Source organism: Streptomyces sp. NPDC056224 (genome assembly GCF_042267665.1).
Lineage (GTDB): Bacteria > Actinomycetota > Actinomycetes > Streptomycetales > Streptomycetaceae > Streptomyces.
Genome location: NZ_JBHJTK010000001.1, coordinates 583,567 through 603,127 on the forward strand (window position 1 = coordinate 583,567; position 19,561 = coordinate 603,127).

At 72.0% G+C, this 19,561-nt stretch carries 20 protein-coding genes; 9 read left to right on the forward strand and 11 right to left on the reverse strand.

The features are described 5' to 3' along the window. Positions 1 to 3 precede the first annotated feature (3 nt). The gene (locus ACFCZ1_RS02670) at positions 4 to 1,317 is read right to left on the reverse strand and encodes a phosphoribosyltransferase family protein (protein WP_376676488.1); all 1,314 of its coding nucleotides are present in this window, start codon (positions 1,315 to 1,317) and stop codon (positions 4 to 6) included. A 151-nt stretch (positions 1,318 to 1,468) separates the two neighbouring features. Here ACFCZ1_RS02670 and ACFCZ1_RS02675 point away from each other — a divergent pair, with 151 nt between their 5' ends. Continuing rightward, positions 1,469 to 2,029, forward strand: a complete 561-nt coding sequence (locus ACFCZ1_RS02675) for a DinB family protein (RefSeq protein WP_376676489.1) — start codon at positions 1,469 to 1,471, stop codon at positions 2,027 to 2,029. 148 nt (positions 2,030 to 2,177) lie between these two features. Here the strand turns inward: ACFCZ1_RS02675 and ACFCZ1_RS02680 are convergent, their stop codons facing one another. Beyond that, positions 2,178 to 2,378 (reverse strand): hypothetical protein, encoded by a 201-nt coding sequence (locus ACFCZ1_RS02680; protein WP_376676490.1) that lies wholly within the window; start codon positions 2,376 to 2,378, stop codon positions 2,178 to 2,180. A gap of 148 nt (positions 2,379 to 2,526) precedes the next feature. On the opposite strand from ACFCZ1_RS02680, the gene ACFCZ1_RS02685 reads away from it, so the two are divergent. Both ACFCZ1_RS02685 and ACFCZ1_RS02690 read left to right on the forward strand, forming a co-directional pair. After that, positions 2,527 to 3,921 carry an MFS transporter gene (locus ACFCZ1_RS02685; protein ID WP_376676491.1) on the forward strand — a complete coding sequence of 465 codons (1,395 nt, stop codon included), beginning with the start codon at positions 2,527 to 2,529 and terminating at the stop codon, positions 3,919 to 3,921. Positions 3,922 to 4,104: 183 nt separating this feature from the next. Beyond that, positions 4,105 to 4,629: a hypothetical protein gene (locus ACFCZ1_RS02690; RefSeq protein WP_376676492.1), complete on the forward strand. Its 525-nt coding sequence runs from the start codon at positions 4,105 to 4,107 to the stop codon at positions 4,627 to 4,629. Between the two features lie 10 nt (positions 4,630 to 4,639). Here ACFCZ1_RS02690 and ACFCZ1_RS02695 read toward each other — a convergent pair whose 3' ends face one another. The 6 genes from ACFCZ1_RS02695 to ACFCZ1_RS02720 form a co-directional block, all read right to left on the reverse strand. Next, positions 4,640 to 4,855, reverse strand: coding sequence for a hypothetical protein (locus ACFCZ1_RS02695; protein ID WP_376676493.1), 216 nt, complete (start codon positions 4,853 to 4,855; stop codon positions 4,640 to 4,642). Between the two features lie 299 nt (positions 4,856 to 5,154). Beyond that, positions 5,155 to 6,525, reverse strand: a complete 1,371-nt coding sequence (locus ACFCZ1_RS02700) for an FAD-binding oxidoreductase (RefSeq protein ID WP_376676494.1) — start codon at positions 6,523 to 6,525, stop codon at positions 5,155 to 5,157. Positions 6,526 to 6,720: 195 nt separating this feature from the next. Further along, the gene (locus ACFCZ1_RS02705) at positions 6,721 to 8,055 is read right to left on the reverse strand and encodes a radical SAM protein (RefSeq protein ID WP_376676495.1); all 1,335 of its coding nucleotides are present in this window, start codon (positions 8,053 to 8,055) and stop codon (positions 6,721 to 6,723) included. A 126-nt stretch (positions 8,056 to 8,181) separates the two neighbouring features. After that, on the reverse strand, positions 8,182 to 8,937 hold the full coding sequence (locus ACFCZ1_RS02710) for a methyltransferase domain-containing protein (RefSeq protein WP_376676496.1): 756 nt from the start codon (positions 8,935 to 8,937) through the stop codon (positions 8,182 to 8,184). Further along, complete coding sequence (locus tag ACFCZ1_RS02715) at positions 8,912 to 9,406, reverse strand: MarR family winged helix-turn-helix transcriptional regulator (RefSeq protein ID WP_376676497.1); 495 nt, start codon at positions 9,404 to 9,406, stop codon at positions 8,912 to 8,914. The genes ACFCZ1_RS02710 and ACFCZ1_RS02715 overlap by 26 nt, the downstream gene beginning before the upstream one ends. A gap of 74 nt (positions 9,407 to 9,480) precedes the next feature. Continuing rightward, positions 9,481 to 10,434: a GlxA family transcriptional regulator gene (locus ACFCZ1_RS02720; RefSeq protein WP_376676498.1), complete on the reverse strand. Its 954-nt coding sequence runs from the start codon at positions 10,432 to 10,434 to the stop codon at positions 9,481 to 9,483. Between the two features lie 110 nt (positions 10,435 to 10,544). Here ACFCZ1_RS02720 and ACFCZ1_RS02725 point away from each other — a divergent pair, with 110 nt between their 5' ends. Next, on the forward strand, positions 10,545 to 11,120 hold the full coding sequence (locus ACFCZ1_RS02725; protein WP_376676499.1) for a TIGR03086 family metal-binding protein: 576 nt from the start codon (positions 10,545 to 10,547) through the stop codon (positions 11,118 to 11,120). A gap of 48 nt (positions 11,121 to 11,168) precedes the next feature. Continuing rightward, entirely contained in the window at positions 11,169 to 11,795 is a 627-nt protein-coding gene (locus tag ACFCZ1_RS02730; RefSeq protein WP_376676500.1) for a nucleoside/nucleotide kinase family protein, read from the forward strand. Between the two features lie 37 nt (positions 11,796 to 11,832). Here ACFCZ1_RS02730 and ACFCZ1_RS02735 read toward each other — a convergent pair whose 3' ends face one another. After that, the gene (locus tag ACFCZ1_RS02735; protein WP_376676501.1) at positions 11,833 to 12,669 is read right to left on the reverse strand and encodes an alpha/beta fold hydrolase; all 837 of its coding nucleotides are present in this window, start codon (positions 12,667 to 12,669) and stop codon (positions 11,833 to 11,835) included. A 128-nt stretch (positions 12,670 to 12,797) separates the two neighbouring features. Between ACFCZ1_RS02735 and ACFCZ1_RS02740 the strand changes: the two genes are divergently transcribed. Then, a complete protein-coding gene (locus tag ACFCZ1_RS02740) occupies positions 12,798 to 13,406 on the forward strand; it encodes a sigma-70 family RNA polymerase sigma factor (RefSeq protein WP_376676502.1) in 609 nt (202 codons plus the stop codon). Between the two features lie 151 nt (positions 13,407 to 13,557). Then, positions 13,558 to 14,109, forward strand: coding sequence for a hypothetical protein (locus ACFCZ1_RS02745; protein WP_376676503.1), 552 nt, complete (start codon positions 13,558 to 13,560; stop codon positions 14,107 to 14,109). A gap of 74 nt (positions 14,110 to 14,183) precedes the next feature. Here the strand turns inward: ACFCZ1_RS02745 and ACFCZ1_RS02750 are convergent, their stop codons facing one another. Together ACFCZ1_RS02750 and ACFCZ1_RS02755 are read right to left on the reverse strand one after the other, a co-directional pair. Beyond that, positions 14,184 to 14,924 (reverse strand): nucleotidyltransferase domain-containing protein, encoded by a 741-nt coding sequence (locus ACFCZ1_RS02750; RefSeq protein ID WP_376676504.1) that lies wholly within the window; start codon positions 14,922 to 14,924, stop codon positions 14,184 to 14,186. Between the two features lie 55 nt (positions 14,925 to 14,979). Continuing rightward, entirely contained in the window at positions 14,980 to 15,384 is a 405-nt protein-coding gene (locus tag ACFCZ1_RS02755; protein ID WP_376676505.1) for a hypothetical protein, read from the reverse strand. Positions 15,385 to 15,728: 344 nt separating this feature from the next. Between ACFCZ1_RS02755 and ACFCZ1_RS02760 the strand changes: the two genes are divergently transcribed. Next, positions 15,729 to 16,997 (forward strand): ricin-type beta-trefoil lectin domain protein, encoded by a 1,269-nt coding sequence (locus tag ACFCZ1_RS02760; RefSeq protein WP_376676506.1) that lies wholly within the window; start codon positions 15,729 to 15,731, stop codon positions 16,995 to 16,997. Continuing rightward, on the forward strand, positions 16,994 to 19,213 hold the full coding sequence (locus tag ACFCZ1_RS02765) for an RICIN domain-containing protein (RefSeq protein WP_376676507.1): 2,220 nt from the start codon (positions 16,994 to 16,996) through the stop codon (positions 19,211 to 19,213). The genes ACFCZ1_RS02760 and ACFCZ1_RS02765 overlap by 4 nt, the downstream gene beginning before the upstream one ends. Positions 19,214 to 19,561: the final 348 nt, after the last annotated feature.

Consider the following 19,561-nt stretch of genomic DNA (forward strand, 5'->3'; position numbering starts at 1 on the left):
GGTCTATCCGGCCCGTGACAGCAGGTGCGCCGTGAACCAGTCGCGGGCCAGGCCGGCCACCGCGTCCAGCGCACCCGGCTCCTCGAACAGGTGTGTGGCTCCGGGGACGATCTCCAGGCTGTTCTCGCAGCGCAGCCGGGCCTGGGCCTGTCGGTTGAGTTCGAGCACCGTCGTGTCGAGACCGCCCACGATGAGGAGGGTCGGCGCCCGTACGCCGGCGAGCCGAGACCCGGCGAGGTCGGGACGGCCCCCGCGGGAGACCACGGCGCCCACGTCGGAGCCCGCGCCGTAGCCCGCGCCGGCGCTCGCCTCCGGGCCGACGGAAGCGGCCCACAACGCGGCGGCGGCCCCGGTGCTCGCCCCGAAGTAGCCGATGGGAAGGTCGTGTTCGCGGCGACGCAGCCAGGCCGTGGTCTCCGTCAGCCGCCGGGCCAAGGTCTCGATGTCGAAGACGTTCGCCCGGTCGGCCTCCTCCTGCGGTGTGAGCAGGTCGAAGAGCAGGGTGCCCAGGCCCGCCTGCCGCAGGGCCGCAGCCACCGACCGGTTGCGCGGGCTGCGGCGGCCGCTCCCGGAGCCGTGGGCGAAGACGACGACGGCCCCGACGTCCTGCGGCAGGACGAGGTCACCGGCCAGCCCGACGCCGCCGGCGTCCACCACCACCTCCGCCTCGCGGGGCGCGGAGCGGTCCGCCGCGCGTGCCAGAAGGGAGACGACCTCGTCGTCGGAGGTCTGGGAGAAGTCCTGGTACCACTCCCCGACGGCGGAGAACCCAGGGGGCGTGGACAGGCACACGACCTCGTCCGCGACGGTGCGCAGCCAGGCGACCGCGTCCGGTGGCGCCACCGGCACGGCCAGCACCACGCGCGCCGCGCCCATCTCCCGTACCACCTGGCAGGCCGCGGCGGCCGTGGCGCCGGTCGCGATCCCGTCGTCGACGACGATCACCGTCCGGCCGGCGAGCGGCACCCGCTGCCGGCCGGCGCGGAACTTCGCGGCCTGCCGTGCGAGTTCCGCCTCCTCGACGCGCTCGACCGCCGCCAGGTCCTCCCTGCGGACCCGGCTGCGGGCCACGATGTCCTCGCTGATGACGCGTACGCCGCCTTCGCCGATGGCACCGAATCCCAGCTCGCGGTGGTACGGCACCCCGAGCTTGCGGACCACGATCACATCGAGCGGGGCTCCGAGGGCCTGCGCCACCTGGAAGGCCACCGGGACCCCGCCGCGCGGCAGCCCCAGGACGACGGGGCCTTCCCGCGCCAGGTGACGGAGTACTGGGGCCAGGCGCCAGCCGGCGTCCGCGCGATCGGCGAAGAACACGGTGGTACACCCCCAGACCGAGGGGAGACGGAAACCACGTACGCACCTACTTCGAAACAACACCGGATACGGGTCCACCGCAAATCGGCGGAGCACCGCGCGACGCGTCCCCCGGTAAAGACGTCGGCCACGGTCTCGCTAGTCTCCCGCCATGACGACCCCACGCAGCAGAGCCGAATTCTTCGTCGACCCCGAGAAGGACGGCCGGTTCCGCGGCCCCGCGACCGGGGATGAGCGGAGCATGCTGGCCGGTTTCCTGGCGGACCAGCGCGCGACCCTGGAGATGAAGTGCGCCGGCCTGGACACCGAGCTGTCCCGGCGGTCGGTGGAACCGTCGACGCTCTCGCTGCTCGGCCTGGTCCGCCACCTCGCCGATGTGGAGCGCCGCTGGTTCCGGCAGGTCCTGGCCCGGCAGGACGTGGCTCCGCTGTTCTCCTCGCAGGCCGATCCCGACGGGGATTTCGACGGGGCGCGGTCCGGCGACGGCGACGCCGAGGCGGTCCGCGCGGCCTGGGAGGCGTGGAGGGCCGAAGTGGCGTTCGCCGACCGCTTCGTCGCGGGGACGCCCGACCTCGACGTCGAGGGCGACGACGCGTGGCGCGGCAGGGTGTCGCTGCGGTGGGTCCTCATCCACCTGGTCGAGGAGTACGCCCGGCACAACGGACACGCTGACCTGCTGCGCGAGCGGATCGACGGCGCGATAGGCGTGTGAGCGGCGGCGGAGACGGCGGTGGCGGAGACGGCGGACCGTCCGGACGACCACCGCCCGGACGACCGCCGCCCGCCCGGACGACCGCCGCCCGGCCGGGTGACCGCGGCCCGGCCGGGCGGCTGCGTGCGTGCGGCGACGGGAACTCCGGTCAGATGTCCTCGTCGTTCATGTCGTCCTTGTCGCGCATCCGGTCTTCCTCGCGCCGACGGCTGATCTCGTCGGGCCCCTTCCCACCGGGGGTGGGCCGGCTCGGTTCGGGGTGAACCGGGTCCTGGCCGGGGCGCATCATGCGCTCCTGCTCCTCGCGGCCCTTGCCCGGCTCCTGGCGCTTGGCCTTGCTACCGCCCATGAAGTGACTCCTCGGATGCGTGTGGAAGGGGTTCGTGCTCCACCACGCTGACACGGAAGGCAGCCGCACGCTCCTTTTGCTCACCCGGTGCCGAAACGACGGACGCGGGGGATCATGAATACGTGCCGCATCGAACGGACGGGCCGCCATGACCTCCGTGACCAAGGCGAGCCCGGGCCTCTTCACCACGCGGGAGCGCGCCGTGATCGCGGCGGCGGCCCTCTCCATGCTGCTGGTGGAGATGGACTGGTTCGCCCTCAACCTGATGATCCCGGTGATCGCCGACGAGTTCGGCACACCGGCGACCGACCTGCAGTGGCTGGTGAGCGGCTACATGCTGGCGCTGGGCGCGCTGATGATCGTCGGCGGCCGGGCCGCCGATCTGCTGGGCAGGCGCCGGGTGCTCGTGGGCGGTCTGGTGGGCTTCGCCGTGCTGTCCGTGGCGTGCAGCGCCGCCCAGAACGTGGGCTGGCTGATCGCCGGCCGGGTCGTGCAGGGCGCCGCGGCGGCGTTCGTCTTCCCCGTGGCCGTCGCCGTCGTGACCGCGCACTTCCGCGACGACCGCCAGGGCCGGGCGGTGGCCACGGTGCTCGCGTTCAGTGCCATCGGGATCGCGCTGGGACCCTTCGTGGGCGGCGCGTTCGCCGAGCACGTGAGCTGGCGCGCCGTTTTCCTGCTGAACGTGCCCGTCTGCGTCCTGGCCGCCGCGCTGATGCTGCGCTTCGTGACGGAGACGCGTGACGAGCAGGCGGTGCGCGGACTCGACATCCCCGGCGTCGTCACGCTCGCGGTCGGGATCACCGGCATCATGCTCGCGGTGGACCAGGGCGCGCACTGGGGATGGGCCTCGCCGCCCACCCTGCTGTGTCTGACCGGTGGCGCCGCGCTCCTGGCGGCCTTCGCCGTGATCGAGGGCAGGACCGACGAGCCCCTGCTGGACCTCGGGTTGCTGCGGAACGGCCCGTTCGTCCTGGTAACGGCCGCCGGTTCCGTGTCCAACGTCGTGTACTGCCTGGTAGCGGTGCTGTCCGCGCTGTACCTCCAGCAGGCCCGCGGGCTTTCGCCCCTGGAGTCGGGGCTGGTGTTCCTCGCGCTGTCCGGTGGTGCCGGGGCGGCCAGCTACTGGTCGGGCGCGCTGGCCCGGCGATGGCGGCCGGAATCGCTCATGGCGGCCGGCATGCTGCTGAGCGGAGTCAGCCTGTTCGCCCTCACCTGGGCCACGCCCCTCGCCCTGTACACGGCGGTCTTCGCCCTCGTCGGCATCGGGGTGGGCCTGGGCTGGGCGCTGACCCAGGTGGCGACCCAGTCCTACGTCCCGGCCTCCCGCCTCGCGGCGGCGTCCGGCTTCGTCCTGACCTCGATGGTGCTGCTCGGGGCCGTGGCGGTCGCCGTGGCGTCCACCGCGCTCGAAGCGGTCAGCGGCTCGGCCACCGATGCGGCCGCCGACGGCTCCGCGACTGAGGCCGTCCTACGGGTGGCAGCGGCCCTGGCCCTCGTGGGCGGGGCCGCCCTCGCCGCACTGGCCCGGCCGAGGGCGGGGTGAATCCCGTGGGAGGCAACGGGCAGGTCGCCGCCTGGAACACCTTCAACACCTTCAACACCTTCGACGCCGAGCGGCACGGCGTCTCGTACCGCCTCCACCTCCGGGCACTGGGACCGGCCCGGGGTGGCCGCGACGGACCGGGGCCGGCCCCCCGTCCGACCGCTGATCCTCGCAATCCTCTGCATGCGGGAGGAACGCCTCGGCCGTCCCGGCCGCTCGCTGTGGATCGCCTCGTCCGTCCCGGCCCGCACGGGGCGTGGACCGCAGGCCCTGAGGTCCCTGGACACGGCCGCCCAGTTGCTCAAGGACGGTCCCACGGACCGGGACCCCCGCCTGGGCCCGGTGGTTCGACCAGCCGGAGCTCGACGGTCACCACGGACTGGCGCGGGCCGCGCCGGGGAACCGGACCGGGCGGCCGCGCTCCTCCACGGCGCGGCACACGCCGGCGACGACGGCCCCGCCTACCGTGTGCTGTTCGCCGCCGAACCGGCCCGGGTCCTGGCCGGAGCCGGCGACCGGCGCGAGGCCGAAACGGCCATGGCGACGCTGATGGGCGCCGTACCGGCCGTCGGCTCGGGGCGCGCGCTGCGCGCGATGGGCCACGCGGCCCGGCTCGTCGAGCACGGCCACCGCGTACCGCGCCGTACCCGCGACACCGCCCGCCACCTCGCGTCGCTGCTGCCGGGGCGGCGCCGGGTTCCGGCTTGAGGGCGGGGGGTCAGGTCAACAGGCGGCTGTCGGGGCCGTTCTGGCCGCCGGCGGTGTCGTCGTCGAACCAGTAGTCGCCGGCGGCCAGGTACCGCGAGGAGTGGGCGCGCTCGCCCGGCAGCCCGGCGGTCACCGCGCGCCTGCCGTCCTCGCGGGGGAGCGGATGGGTTCCGGGCTGCCGGTGGGTGACCTCGGTACGGTCCTTGCGCAGCTTGCGTTCCAGCACGGCGGAGGCTCCTCACACGAATCGGGCCCCCAGCCTGACACACAACGTCACGACCGGCACGACGATCATCACGCAGTGTGATGCGCGTGTTCGGGGGGTCCGTGAAGTCGACCGGGTTCGCGGGGAGTTGGTGCGAGAGGCCGCCACCGACCGCTGTGGGCGCGGCCGGCCCCGCCCAGCGGGGGCTCAGGCGGGGCCGTGGACCTCTCCACGGGGGAGTAGAGGAGATCGCCGCTGGCACAGCATGGCACTTGTTTCAGCCAGACAACAAGGGTTCTGGCTGAAACAAGTTGTTCGTTCTAGGGCTTGATGTTCTGGTTGAGGTGGAACAGGTTGCCCGGATCGTAGGTCCGCTTGACCTGCACGAGCCGCTCGTAGTTGCCCTTGTAGTTGGCCCTGATGCGGTCCTGGTCGTCGTCCGCCATGAAGTTGACGTACCCGCCCTCCTCCGAGTGCGGGGCGGTCGCCTCGTAGTAGTCGCGGACCCAGGCGGTGTTGGCCTCGTTGTCCGCGGGGTCGGGCCACATCCCCGCGATGACGGTGGCGAACGTGGCGTCGCGGTAGGCGAAGGCCGTCGCGTCCGGTGCGACGCGGTGGCAGGCGCCGTTGATGGGATAGATGTGCACGGTCGAGTTCACCGCAGGCAGCCGCGGCGCGTGCACGAGATGCGCCTCGATCGCGGCGTCGCTCAGCTCGGTCACGAAGTTGGCCTTCCAGTAGTGCTGGAGGCCCGGCGGTACGAGTGCGTCGAAAGCGCTGTTGAGTGCCGGATACGGCATGGGGCCGACGTGCTCGGCGACCACCGGCGCGATGTCGTGGAACGGCCGGAGGGCGCGCTCGCCCTCGTCGAGGGGGCCGGACCAGCACGACGCGATCAGGATGAATACGTCGCCGTGCCGGTCCTCCGGGATGAACGGGAGCGGCGGGGCGATCTGGAAGGCGGGGAACCCGCCGAGTTGCTCCGGCGCGTCGGCGATGAGGTCGCGGAAGGAACGCAGGACGGTCGCGGCGTCGTCCATCTCGTAGAGGATCGGCCCGCCGTAGATGTCCTTGACCGGGCTGAGCCGGAACTCGAAGGACGTCACCGCGCCGAAGTTGCCGCTCCCACCGCGCAGGGCCCAGAAGAGGTCCTGGTTCTCCTCCTCGCTCGCGACGAGCAGCCGGCCGTCCGCGGTCACCACGTCGGCCGAGATCAGATTGTCGCAGCTGAGGCCCAGTCCACGGGACAGGTAGCCGATGCCGCCGCCGAGGGTGAGGCCGCCGACACCCGTGGTGGAGATGATCCCGCCCGTCGTGGCCAGACCGAAGGCGTGCGTCGCCGCGTTGAAGTCGCCCCAGGTCGCACCGCCCTCCGCCCGCGCGGTCTGCCGCGCGGGATCGACCCGGACGCCTCGCATCCCGGACAGATCGGCCACCACGCCGCCGTCGCAGGTGCCGAAGCCGGGCACGCTGTGCCCGCCGCCACGGACCGCGAGGTCGAGCCCGTTCTCCCGGGCGAAGTCGACCGAGGCCATCACGTCACCCGCGTTGGCGCAGCGCACGACGACGGCCGGCGACTTGTCGATCATCGCGTTGTAGACCTTGCGCGCCTCGTCGTAGGCGTCGTCCCCCGGGGCGACGACCGCCCCGCGTACGCGTTCCCGCAGCTGCTCGATCGAGGCCTTGCTCATGGCGATCGCTCCTGGTGTGCGGTGTGTAGCCGGCCCTGCCCGCTTCCGCGCGGATGGCCGGCCCCGTACCTCGCCCGCCGCCGGACTGCCTCACACTCCACGCTACGCCGGTGGGACGAAGCCTCAACCCGAGGGCTCGGGGCGCGGCCCGGCCGCCGTCAGGAAGCGGCCGGGGCCGGTCGAGGAACGGGCCGGTCAGGACACCGTCCCGTCGAGTCCCTCCAGGCTGTCCATGAACGAGCTGACCGAGAACACGGCACGGCCGGGACCGGCCGGGCCGTAGCCGGGCGGGGAGCTGAGGCCGTACTCCTCGAGCGTCGCCCGGTAGGTCTCCAGCAGCCGGATGTGGTATTCGAGCGGCGCACCCTGCGGATTGGCCTTGCCCAGGGGCGTCGTCGGTTCCGGGCACCAGGTCGTGAAGCGTGGAACGACCCCGTTCGACATGAAGAACCGCAGGCCCTCGGCGGTCGACTCGATCGCCTCGCTCACCTTCGTGAACCCGAAGGGCTCGGCCATCTCGATGCCCGCCACGAAGTTGGGGATCACATTGCGCGGACCGAACACCTCGGTGGAGTCCAGGATCCTGCGGTGCCACTCGTCCCGGCCGACGTAGCGTTCCTTGCCCGGGCAGTGCAGCTGGAACAGCCGGCGGTCCCACACCTCGAAGTTGGGGTGGTAGATCCGGATGCCGTGGTCGTGGAAGCGCTGCACGTCCTCGCGCGGCAGCGCCTGGGCCACGACCTTGCCGATCCACCGGCCCGGGAAGCGCTCCTCGATGGCCTTCGCGTAGTGGCCGTAGAAGTCGGCTTCGTCGCGGCCGGCCACCTGGGAGGTGATCGAGCCGCCCGTGAGGGTGTACGCGCGGGAGGTGCCGGCCGTGTCGTAACGGTCGATGATCTCCAGGGCCTCCAGCACCTCCTCCACCGGCTTCACCCCGGTGTAGGGCCGTCCGGCCGCCTTGTGCTGGCGCCAGTTGTGGTTGATGTCGCAGAACTGGCACTCCTCCTTGGCCCCGAAGTACTGGCACACCCGGAAGACCGTCAGGTAGACGAGGTAGCCCCACTGGATGGTCGGCGCCACCTCCATCACCGACTTGCCGTTCGACAGCGTGTGCCGGTAGTACTCCGGCATCGGCGGCAGCCCGACGTCCGCGATCCGCGCGCCGTCCAGGTACAGCCCGAGCGTGCCGTCCTCGCCGCCCCGCACGACGTACGGGGAGTCCGGATTGACCCGTACGGACACCACGGTGCGGCGCAGCCCGTACGGGCCGCCCGTGAGCACGATCTCCTCGGGCGGCCGGTTCAGCGCGGCCGCACCGAGCTCCGGCAGCGTGCGGTGGTCGAAGGAGAAGATGAAGTACGACTTCGGCTTGACGTCGCCGGACGCCCCGTCGGCGGTGCCGCTGAGCGCGGACTCGTCGAAGGCCATGCCGCCGCGCAGGAGGTCCTCCTTGACCACGGCTTCCCGCGGGACGTGCGGGAAGCGCCCCATCAGGTCCTCGACGAGCGCGGTACGGCTGATGCTTTCCACGTGTTGCTCCATTCCTGACCGACCCACCGTGGTCGTGCGGTCGTGCGGCCGTGTGCGACGTGTGCGTGTGCGTGTGGGTGTGAGGTCGTGAGGTCGTGCCCGTTCGGTGATGCGGGTGCGGCCCCGTCACGGTTTACGGGCGTGGAGCACGTGCATACCCCGTGCACCCGCGGCGTCGTGGGCGACCTCCAGTCCCGCGGAACGGCATTGACCGGCCAGCCAGTCGGCGCCGATCCGCAGCTTCGGGTAGCTGCTGGTCCGCAGGGTCCACTCGCCGTCCACCCGGGTGTGGAGCAGGTCGTGGACCATCACGGTGTCCTCGTCGACGTACTCCAGGAAACAGGTCAGCAGCCGGTCCTCGGCGCTGCGCACGGGCAGGAACCGGCCGGTTCCCTCCAGCGGCCTCGTGAGGTCGCGATAGGTGATCACCAGGTGGCCGCCCGGAGCGAGGGCGCTCCGTACGTCACCGAGCAGCGCCGTCACGTCGGAGGCGGCCGGGAGATGCGGAAGGGTGTCCCCCATGCAGACGACGGCGGCCACCGTCCCGGCGGCGGCGATGTGCGGCAGGGCGGTACGGATGTCGGCGTGGACCGGACGGATCGGTGAGTCCTGACCGGCGTGCCCGATGAGTTCCTCCAGCAGCTTCTTGCTGGTGTCGACGGCGCTGACGGACCGGAAGCCGAGACGGGCCAGGGCCAGGGACTGGGCGCCGGGACCGCAGCCGAGGTCGATGGCGGTGTCCCCGACGGGACCGCCGGGTGACAGGCCGAGGCCGCGCAGCAGCGCCGCCTGCTCCTGCGCGAGCGAGGCGATGTCACCTCCGAGCATCCAGGTGTACTGGTCGGCGAGCAGGTCTTCATAGTGGTCGGTCACTGTTGCCATGCGGACTCCCGTGGTCGGGCAGCGGACGGGTCTCTCCGTTACGGACCCATTCGGCGAGGTCGGCGAGATGGACGTTGGCCCGGGCCGCGTCGAGTTCGGCGCCCAGGGCGGCCCGGTAGGTGGACGTGGCCGCCGCGTACCGTTCCCGCCCGGCGTCGGTGACGGTGGCGGTCACGGCGCGGCCGTCGCCGGTGCCGGGGGTCCGTTCGGCCAGTCCCTGGGCCTCCAGCCGGGCGATCAGGCGGGTGGTCGAGCTGTCCTTCATCCCGATGCGCTCGGCCAGTTCGCCCATTCTCAGGCCACCGCCGCTCTCCGGTCGGCTCAACGCGCACATGGCCCGGTATTCGGAGAGCGGGAGGGCGTGTCGCCGTTGCAGGACGTCGTCGAGCTGACGTTCCATCCGGCCCAGCAGCCGCACCGCCATGCACCAGCGGTCGTCCTCGGCGTCATCGGCGGGGGGAGAGGACAACTCCCCAGATTCCAGGGGCACTTCCATTGCGCCACGGTATCTGCTTGCTCATGCAAGGATCAACGCGGGGCTCGCTACGGGGTGCGCGTGAAGGAGCGGCGGTAGGAGCGGGGCGGCACCCCGCGGCGGCGCACGAACTGTTCCCGCAGGACGGCGGCGCTCGTGTAACCCACCGTGCGGGCGATCTCCTCGACGGGGAGATCGGTGGTCTCCAGCAGCTCTTCGGCGCGGCTCAGCCGCAGATTGACCAGCCACGCGTGCGGGGTCGTGCCGGTCGCGGCCGTGAAGCGGCGTGCGAAGGAGCGCTTGCTCATCACGGCCCGCCGGGCCAGCTCCGCGACGGGAAGCCGCTCGTGGAGGTGCTGGCGGGCCCAGTCGAGGACTTCGGTGAGGCGTTCGTCCTGCGCGTCCTCGGGGACGGGGGCGGCGAGGTACTGCGCCTGCCCTCCCTCACGGTGCGAGGGCAGCACGAGGTCGCGCGCGATGGCGTTGGCCGTCGCCGCGCCGTGCTCCCGCCTGAGCAGATGGAGGCAGAGGTCGAAGCCCGCGGCTGCCCCCGCGCCCGTGATGACGCGGCCTTCGTCGACGTAGAGGGCGTGGGGGTCGACGGTGACCTCCGGATGGCGGCGGGAGAGGAGTTCGGCGAACCGCCAGTGCGTGGTGGCCCGCCGCCCGTCGAGCAGTCCGGCTGCGGCGAGCGCGTAGGTACCGACACAGTGCGCCGCGACCAGGGCGCCGCGGTCGTGGGCGGCGGACAGCGCCTGCAGTACGGCGGGCGCGGGCGGCGTCCGGAAATCGGCCCAGGGCAGGGCGATCACCAGATCCGCGGAGGCCATCCGCTCCAGGCCGTACTCGACCGCGACCGCCACGCCGACGTCGGTGGACACCGGCCCGGGCCGGTCGCTGCACAGGGCGAAGTCGAAGGGGGGCAGGCCCGCACGCTCGCCGAACACCTCGGCGACGACACCGACCGCCAGCATTCCGACGCCGGGCGGTGCGTAGGCGGCGATCGTCACGAAAGGCGGCATGCGGGGAGTGTGGCACGTTTCCCGCGATCGGCGGCAACCTGACGGCCGGGAGCGGGGCGGGCCGGGCGAGGCTCCCCGTCGGGAGCCGGCCCGGGACCTACGGTCGGCGCATGGACAACAGCAGCATCAGCTCTCTGCTCGGCGCGGCCGCCGCGCGGGCCGTGCCCGTCGTGCGGGCCGTCCGGGAGGAGCAGCTCGGTGATCCGACGCCCTGCGCCGGTTATGACGTACGGGAGTTGCTCGACCACCTCCTCGACGTCGTCGTGAACTTCACCCGGCTCGCCCGGAAGCAGCCCAGCAGCTTCGGGGAGGAGCCGGACCGCCTGAGTACGGGCGACTGGCGCGAGCTGTTCGCCGAGGAGACCGGCCGGCTGGTCGCGGCGTGGGGCGAGCCCGGCGCCGAAGAAGGGACCACCGGCGGGATGCACCAGCCCGCCCGCTTCGTCGGGACCCTCGTGCTGCTCGACATGACCGTCCACGCATGGGACGTCGCGCGCGCCACCGGGCAGGACTTCACCCCCGATCCGGCGGGCGTGGAGGTCCTGTCCGGGGTGATCGGGGACATGGCTCCGGCCGCACGCGACGCGGGGATGTTCGACGAGCCGAAGCAGGTCGCTCCGGACGCCTCCGGGTTCGACACGCTGCTGGCCGCCACCGGCCGGGACCCCGGCTGGCGGCCCGCCTGAACCCCGCCCGGGCCCCCGCCCGGACGCGCTGTCGGGCAGGATACGGACGTGGAGACGACGGAACTCGTAGTGCGGGCCCGCACCCTGGCCGGCCGGTGCGGCCCGGGTGGCCGACGGGTCCTCGGGATCGCCGGGCAGCCCGGGGCCGGGAAATCGACGCTGGCCGGGCGGCTGGCCGGGGAGCTGGGGCCGGCGCTGGCCGTCGTGGTGCCGATGGACGGGTTCCACCTCGCCCGTACCGAGCTCGAACGGCTGGGCCGGGCCCACCGGAAGGGTGCCCCCGACACCTTCGACGCGGCCGGGTACACCGCCCTGCTGCGCCGGCTGCGCGAACCGGACGGGGCTACGGTCTACGCGCCGGCCTTCGACCGCTCGCTCGACGAGCCGATCGCCGGAAGCATCGCCGTCGGTCCCGCCGTACCCCTGGTGATCACCGAGGGGAACTACCTGCTGCACGACGAGGGGGAGTGGGCGCGGGTGCGGCACCTGCTCGACGAGGCGTGGTACCTCGCCCCCGACGACGCCCTGCGGATCCGGCGGCTGGTCGAGCGGCACGTGCGCCACGGCAGGGAGCACGCCGACGCGCGCGCCTGGGTGGCCCGTTCGGACGAGGCCAACGCCCGCCTCATCGCCCCGGGACGTGACCGGGCGGACCTCGTCATCGGCACGGGCTGACGCGCGTCCCACGTCGGCGTGAGCGCGCGACCGGGTCTCAGCCGCCCGGGCGCAGGAAGGCCGAGGTGGTCGCCACGAACCGGGCGGCGTCGTCGAGCCAGGGGTAGTGGCCCGCTCCCGGCTGCACGACGAGCGTGGAGTCGGGGAACAGCCGGCCGAACTCGGTGACCGCCGGAGGCGGGCTGTTCAGATCGAACTCCCCGGCGAGCAGCAGGACCGGGACCTCGCAGGCGGCGAGCGCCGCACGGGTGCCCTGCGGGTCGAACGCGCCCTCGGCCGCGAACAGGGTGACGGCCTGCATGTTGTCCGGCCGGCCGGCCGCGTGGTGCCGCCGGGCCGCAGTGTCCCACCGGCCGTAGCGGAAGGGGGCGATGGCCTCCCAGTCGCTGCCCGTGCCGTCGTTGACGGCCTCCAGGGCGGCGAAGGCCGATGGGAACCACGGCTCCTTGCGGCGGAGCCGGGCGAGCTCGCGTCGCGTCTCTCCGGTGATCGGGATGCCGACGGCCCGGGTGCCGGGAGTGATCAGGGCGAGTCTGCCGACGTTCGCCGGGCGGCGGGCCGCGTACTGCGTCGCGATGTTCGCGCCGGCGGAGTGGGCGAGCAGGTCCATCACGGCGAGTCCCAGGTGTTCCCGCAGGGCCTCGACGTCCTCCGCGAGGCGGTCGCAGCGGTAGGAGGAGGCGTCTTCGGGAACGGCCGACCGGCCGGTGCCCCGAAGGTCCGGGACGATCAGCCGGCGATGCGCGGACAGACCGCCGAGGTCGCCGAGGTAGAGGGAGTCCGCAGGACCCCCGGGGACGCAGACGAGCGGGTCGCCGTCTCCGAGTACGCGGTAGGCGAGCAGGGTTCCGTCGGGCGCGGTGAAAGTGGGCACGGCGTGGAGGATGGCAGTCGGGTCGGCAGCGGGGCAAGGGAAATATGTGAAATGAACGGTCAAGCCATCTATAACTAGGTTGTACAACCTGGTTGTGGTGGACGCGTGAACGGGTGTACAACCGAGTCGTGACAGACGAAGACGACGTGCCCCGGAACCCGGAGGCGCTGACCGAGGAACAGGCCGCGCGGATGCTCGCCGCAGTGAACGACGTCATCCGCGCGGGCGAGGAGGCGCGGGCGCTGCGGGCCGAGATGATCAGGCTGTTCACCGGCTTCGGCTGGACCCAGGACAAGATCGCCCGGCTCACCGGGATGAGCCAGCCCGCCGTGTCCAAGCAGGTGGCGAAATGTAGGAAGGCCGACCCGGAGCCCCTGATGGGGCTGTCCCTCGGCCAACGCGACACCCCGTGGCTCGAAGGGCGTCTGTGGGGCCTTGCCGAGGAGATCTCCGAAGCCCTGCCCGGTACCGCGCGCTGCACCTCGTACCTGAACGCCGTCGCCCGGGGACGCAAGCGCTTCACGCCGCAGAACGTCGACGAGCTGCGGCGGATCGTCGAAGAGGACCTGAGGCTGGGCCGGGCGGAGCTCCCCGGTGGCTATCGGGACGCGTACGACGAGATCAGCCGTGGCCTGGACATCCCCTCGAAGGCGGCTGCCATCGCACCGGCGTCCGTGCGCCGCGCCCTCGGCTGCCAGATCCAGCGCGACCGGCTCAGGAGCGACTCCCGGACCTGACGCGCCCGGTGAAGGACGTGAAGGTGCTGGGCGGCGGGGCCCGCCGGGGCGCGGCTTCCGCTCGGCGCCGCCCTGTGCGAGTGACGGCGGGCCGTTGATATAGCGTGATCCCCTCTTTAAGACATGTACACGCCCACGGGGGACTCGCCAGATGACTTATCCGCCGCAGCAAGGCCCCGGCCCGTACGGCCAGCCGGGCCCGTACGGACAGCAGCCGCCGCAGGGGTACCCGCCCCAGCCGGGGCCGCCGCCCGGATACCCGCAGCAGCAGATGTACCCGCCCCAGCAGCACATGCAGATGCAGGCGCCGCCCCCGCACCAGCAGTGGGCCGGGCCCGCGCCCGTTCCGGCGCCGCCGTCCCGCGGCGGGGGCATGGGCTTCATGAAGATTCTCAAGATCATCGGTGTCGTGCTCGCCCTCATCGCCTGCGCGGTGGGCTACTTCCTGAGCCGGGACGACGCCGACAAGGCGGAGGTCGGGGACTGCCTCAAGAACAACGGGTCCACGGTGACTCCTGACCTCCAGGTGGTGAAGTGCGGGGGCGCCGAAGCCACCTACAAGGTGGTCGCGGTGATCCCGGACACGCTCGACACCTCCAAGTGCGAGGGCAAGTCGGACATCGGTTACCACGAGCAGACCCGGGGTTCGCGCCGCAGCTCGGGCAAGCAGTTCGTGCTCTGCATCGACAAGGTCAAGAAGTAGCCGCAGCCGCCCGGTGCCCGGCCCGCCGCTCGCGCGGCCGGGCCGGGTCCTTCGGACCGCAGGCCCCGTCAGGGTCAGGCGGGCGCGGCCACCGATTCGATGACGCCGTGCCAGGCCCGGCGGTACCCCTCGCGCAGCGGCCCGCCGACGAGGTCGAGGACCTCCGCCGCCGCACCGGTCAGGAGCGAGGCGTTTCCCGACTCGCACAGCGACAGGTGCCCGTCGAGCAGCGCGGCCCCGCGTCGCGCGTCCGCCTCCAGGAGGCGCCGTGGCAGCCACTTCCCGCCACCGGTCCACGCGCGGTGGTGGTCGAAGAGCAGATCGGCCGCGGCGGCGAGGGCGAACCCGGCCACCGCGAGACGCTCCGTGCGGTCGTCCGCGTCGGCGAGGTCGTCCAGCGCGTCCGTCAGCCCGTACCTCCTGGTCTCGACCGTCTGCTGATCCAGCGACGGCGGCCCCTTGAGGAGGTCCGCTTCGGCCAGCGCCCGGGCACGCCCGGCCTCACCGTCCCTGTCGACCAGGACGAAACCGGTGGCGTACATGCTCTGCATGACCGCCCGACGGGCGGCGACGTCCGCGGCGAAGAGCTCCGAGAGACCCGCGCGGGTGTGGAAGAACAGCTCGGCGACACGTCCCTCGAACCGGACGGTCTCCCGGCCGGTTTCGCCGCCGTCCCCGAGGAGCACGGCGATGTCCAGGTCGCTGCCGGGCGTTGCCCGTCCGGCAGCCGTCGATCCGGCGAGGATCACGCAGAGCGCGCCGGGGAAGCGGTCATGGGCGAGACGTCGGGCTTGGTCGACGGGATCAGCGTGCATGCGGGCCAGCCTTTCAAGAACCTTGCTCAATGGCGATCGGATGCTCCCGGAGCGGTCACGGCCGCCCGAGGGCGGGCCCGTGGCCGGAGCCGAGGAGGGCGATCTCCGCGTTCACCGAGGCGAGTTCGTCATGGCGGTCCATGAGGCTCAGCTGCTTCCCGTAGCGGATCAACGCGGTGAGGAGCAGCGGCGTCCGCTCGGGCTCCAGTGCGTGCATGCGGCGCGCGGCGTCGACGGACTCGGCCCGGAGGGCCAGTGCCGTCCCGGGCTGATGGGCGAATTCCTGTCGGCTGTAGTGGTACAGAGCGTCCGTCAGGAGAGGCAGATACGCCAGCGGGCTCACCTGGACGAGAACGCGGAAGGCCGCGACCTGCTGCCGGATCGGCAGGGTCTCCGATCCGAGGAGGGCCACCCGGGCCCGCAGTACCGCGTCGTGATTGATGTGCGCCATGTGAGTCATGAGGGTGATTCTGAAAGCCGCACCGGTGCCCAAACAAGGGCATTCGGCTGTGCCGTTCGTCCTACGAAAATGCCGTCTGACCTGTCATGATGGATACGTATTCACCCCTGCGCCCGCCCCGGACGGTCTGTCAGCCGCCGTGATGACGCCGGCGCGTGGCGCAGAGCCGCCCGACTTACCTCGCCACTTCCCGCGACTTCTTGAGCGTTCACGAACATGAGCCGTGCACCGGCTCTTGACAGGGAATTTGTTCACTTCTTAAATCACGTACTGAACTAAGTGCCCACCCCCCTCGGACCCTGGCCGTGCAGGTATGTCATGTACATGCCGGGGAAGGGAGACTCATGGACTTCCCACGCTTAACCCGGCGCTCGCTGCTGTCCCTTGTCCCGGTTCTCGCCCTCGTGTCACTGTCCACCGGCCTCGCGCAGGGCCTGCCCGCGGACAGCGCCCCCGCACCTTCGGCCGCCGCCGCGCCGGCCGCCGTCACGTTCTCCGACGAGTTCGACGGGCCCGCGGGCGCAGCGGTCAACGGAGCGAAATGGCAGATGGAGACGGGCGACAACGTCAACAACCACGAGCGGCAGTACTACACCCCGGACAACCGCAACGCCGCCCTCGACGGCCAGGGCCATCTCGTCGTCACCGCCCGCCGGGAGAACCCGGGCAACTACCAGTGCTGGTACGGAAGGTGCGAGTACACCTCCGCCCGCCTGAACACGGCCGGCAGGTTCACCGCGACGTACGGCCGGGTCGAGGCCCGGATGAAGATTCCGCGCGGACAGGGCATGTGGCCCGCCTTCTGGATGCTGGGCGCTGACATAGGCCAGGTCGGATGGCCCGCCTCGGGCGAGATCGATGTCATGGAGAACGTGGGCTTCGAGCCGTCCACGGTCCACGGCACCCTCCACGGCCCCGGATACTCCGGCTCCGGCGGCATCGGCGCCGGCTACACCCTGCCCGGCGGGCAGGCGTTCGCCGACGCCTTCCACACCTTCGCCGTCGAATGGAGCCGGGACGCGATCACCTGGTCCGTGGACGGCACCGTGTACCAGCGGCGCACCCCCGCCGACCTCGGCGGACGCCAGTGGGTCTTCGACAAGCCGTTCTTCCTGATCCTCAACCTCGCGGTCGGCGGCTACTGGCCCGGAGACCCCGACGGCAGCACCGCCTTCCCCCAGCAGCTGCTCGTCGACTACGTCCGCGTCACCACCGACGGCGCTCAGCCCGGCGGCGGCGCCATCACCGGCATCGGCGGCAAGTGCGTGGACGTGGCGGGGGCCGCCACCGCCAACGGCACCCCCGTACAGCTCTACGACTGCAACGGAACGGCCGCCCAGCGGTGGAGCGTCGCGGGCGACGGCACGATCCGCGCACTCGGCAAGTGCCTGGACGTGGCATCGGGCGGTACGGCCGACGGTACGAAGGTCCAGCTGTGGGACTGCAACGGTACGGCCGCCCAGCAATGGGCCGTTCCGGCGGCACGCGACATCGTCAACCCGCAGGCGGACAAGTGCCTCGACGCCGCGGGCAACAGCTCGGCCAACGGCACCCGGCTGCAGATCTGGACCTGCACCGGTGCCGCCAACCAGAAGTGGACGGTGACCCGGTGACCCGGATCGCCGGACCGTGGGTCACGGCCTCCGTGGCCGTGGCCGTGGCCGTGGCCGCGGCCGCCTCGGTCCTCGCCGTCGTCCAGCCCTCCCGGGCGGCCACCCCACGGGCGCCGGCCGAGGTGGCCGCCGCCCTGCCCACGGGCTGGTCCACGATCGTGAACTCCGGCAGCGGAAAATGCCTGGACGCGCGCTCGGCCGCCACCGCGAACGGCACGGCGGTGCAGCAGTACGCCTGCAACGACACCGCCGCACAGCAATGGAGTTTCACGCAGACCGGCGACGGTTTCGTCCGCATCGGCAACCGCAACGACGTCAACCAGGTCGTCGACGTGAGCGGCACGTCCTCAGCGGACAACGCGCCCGTGCACCTGTGGACGTACGGCGGAGGCGGCAACCAGCAGTGGCGGGCCGTCGAAGAGGGCGGCGGCGCCTACCACTTCGTCAGCCGGCACAGCGGCAAATGCCTGGACGTACCCGCCGCCTCGACCGCCGACAGCGTCCAGCTGGTGCAGTACACCTGCAACGGGACGGCGGCCCAGCGCTTTCAGGTCGCGCCGGTGAGCACCGGGCCCGGGGACGTCGACCTCGGCCCGAACGTGGTCGTCTTCGACCCGTCGATGCCGTCCTCCACGATCCAGGACCGGCTGGACTCGATCTTCACGCAGCAGGAGACCAACCAGTTCGGCCCCCAGCGCTACGCGGTGATGTTCAAGCCGGGAACCTACAGCAACGACGTCAACGTCGGCTTCTACACCCAGGTCCTCGGTCTCGGCCAGTCGCCCGACTCGGTCACCGTCAACGGCGCCGTGCACGTGGAGGCCGACTGGTTCCCGCCGAACAACGCCACCCAGAACTTCTGGCGCGGCGCCGAGAACCTCTCGGTGAACCCGACGGGCGGAACCGACCGGTGGGCGGTCTCCCAGGCCGCGCCCTACCGGCGCATGCACGTCCGCGGCAACCTCGCGCTGGACGACGGCGGTTGGGCCAGCGGCGGATTCATGGCCGACACCAAGGTCGACGGCCAGGTGCGGTCAGGTTCCCAGCAGCAGTGGCTGACCCGCAACTCCCAGCTCGGCAGCTGGAACGGCGCCAACTGGAACATGGTGTTCGTCGGAAGCCAGGGCGTACCGGGCACCAGCTTCCCCAACCCGCCCCACACCACGGTGAACCAGACCCCAGCGGTCCGTGAGAAGCCCTTCCTGTACGTGGACGGCGCCGGCGCCTACCGGGTGTTCGTGCCTTCCCTGCGCACCGACTCCTCCGCCACCACGTGGGCGAACGGGACCGCGGCGGGCAGCTCGCTCGGCATGGACCGGTTCTTCGTCGTCAAGGCCGGGGCGAGTGCCGCGCAGATCAACGCCGCCTTGGCCGAGGGCAAGAACCTGCTGGTCACGCCGGGTGTCTACCATCTGGACCAGACCCTGCGGGTGACCCGTCCGGACACCGTCGTCCTCGGTCTCGGCCTCGCCAGCTTCATCCCTGACAACGGTGTCACCGCGATGACGGTCGCCGACGTCGACGGGGTGAAGGTGGCGGGCCTGCTCTTCGACGCCGGTCCTGCCAACTCCAGGACGCTGATGGAGGTCGGCCCGGCCGGCGCCGCCGCCGGCCACTCGGCGAACCCCACCTCCCTGCACGACGTGTTCTTCCGCGTCGGCGGAGCCGCCGTGGGCAAGGCGACCACCAGCCTCGTCGTCAACAGCGACGACGTCATCGGCGACCACATGTGGATCTGGCGCGGCGACCACGGCAGCGGCATCGGCTGGAACAGCAACACGGCGGACACGGGACTCGTGGTCAACGGCGACAACGTGACCATGTACGGACTGTTCGTCGAGCACTACCAGAAGCACCAGACCGTGTGGAACGGCAACGGCGGGCGCACGTACTTCTACCAGAACGAGATGCCGTACGACCCGCCGAACCAGGCAGCCTGGACGAACGGTTCCACCCAGGGCTGGGCCGCGTACAAGGTCGCCGACAACGTGACCAGCCATCAGGCCTTCGGGCTCGGCAGCTACTGCTTCTTCAACGCCGACCCCGGCGTTGCCGCCGAGCGCGCCTTCGAGGCCCCCAACCATCCGAACGTGCGCTTCCGAAGCATGGTGACCGTCTCGCTCGGCGGCACCGGGACCATCCGGCACGTCATCAACGACAAGGGAGGGCCCTCCAACTCGTCGACCAACGTGGCCTACCTGGTCAGCTATCCGTGAGAGGCGTCGGGGCCGTGCGGGACACCCGCGAGGCCCCGAAGGCCGTCCGGGCTCCGAGCCCCGTTCACCCGGGGCTGTCGGCCTCACCGGACGGCGGTCGGCGGACGGGGGACTGCCGGCTACCGCGGCGGCCGCGGCCGCCGGCCCGCCCCCTCACCCCCGGTAGCCGGGGCGCCGCCCCACACCCTGCGCGGCACGGTCGCTCCCGACGCCCCTGCCTGTACGTCCTCCCTGGACGTCCAGGCGGGCATACGGGTGGCTGCGGGCCCGGCGCCGACGACGGCGGCGGCCGCCGAGGCCGGCCACGGCTGCGCCGCCGAAACCTGCGCCGTTTCCGCGCTGTTCGAC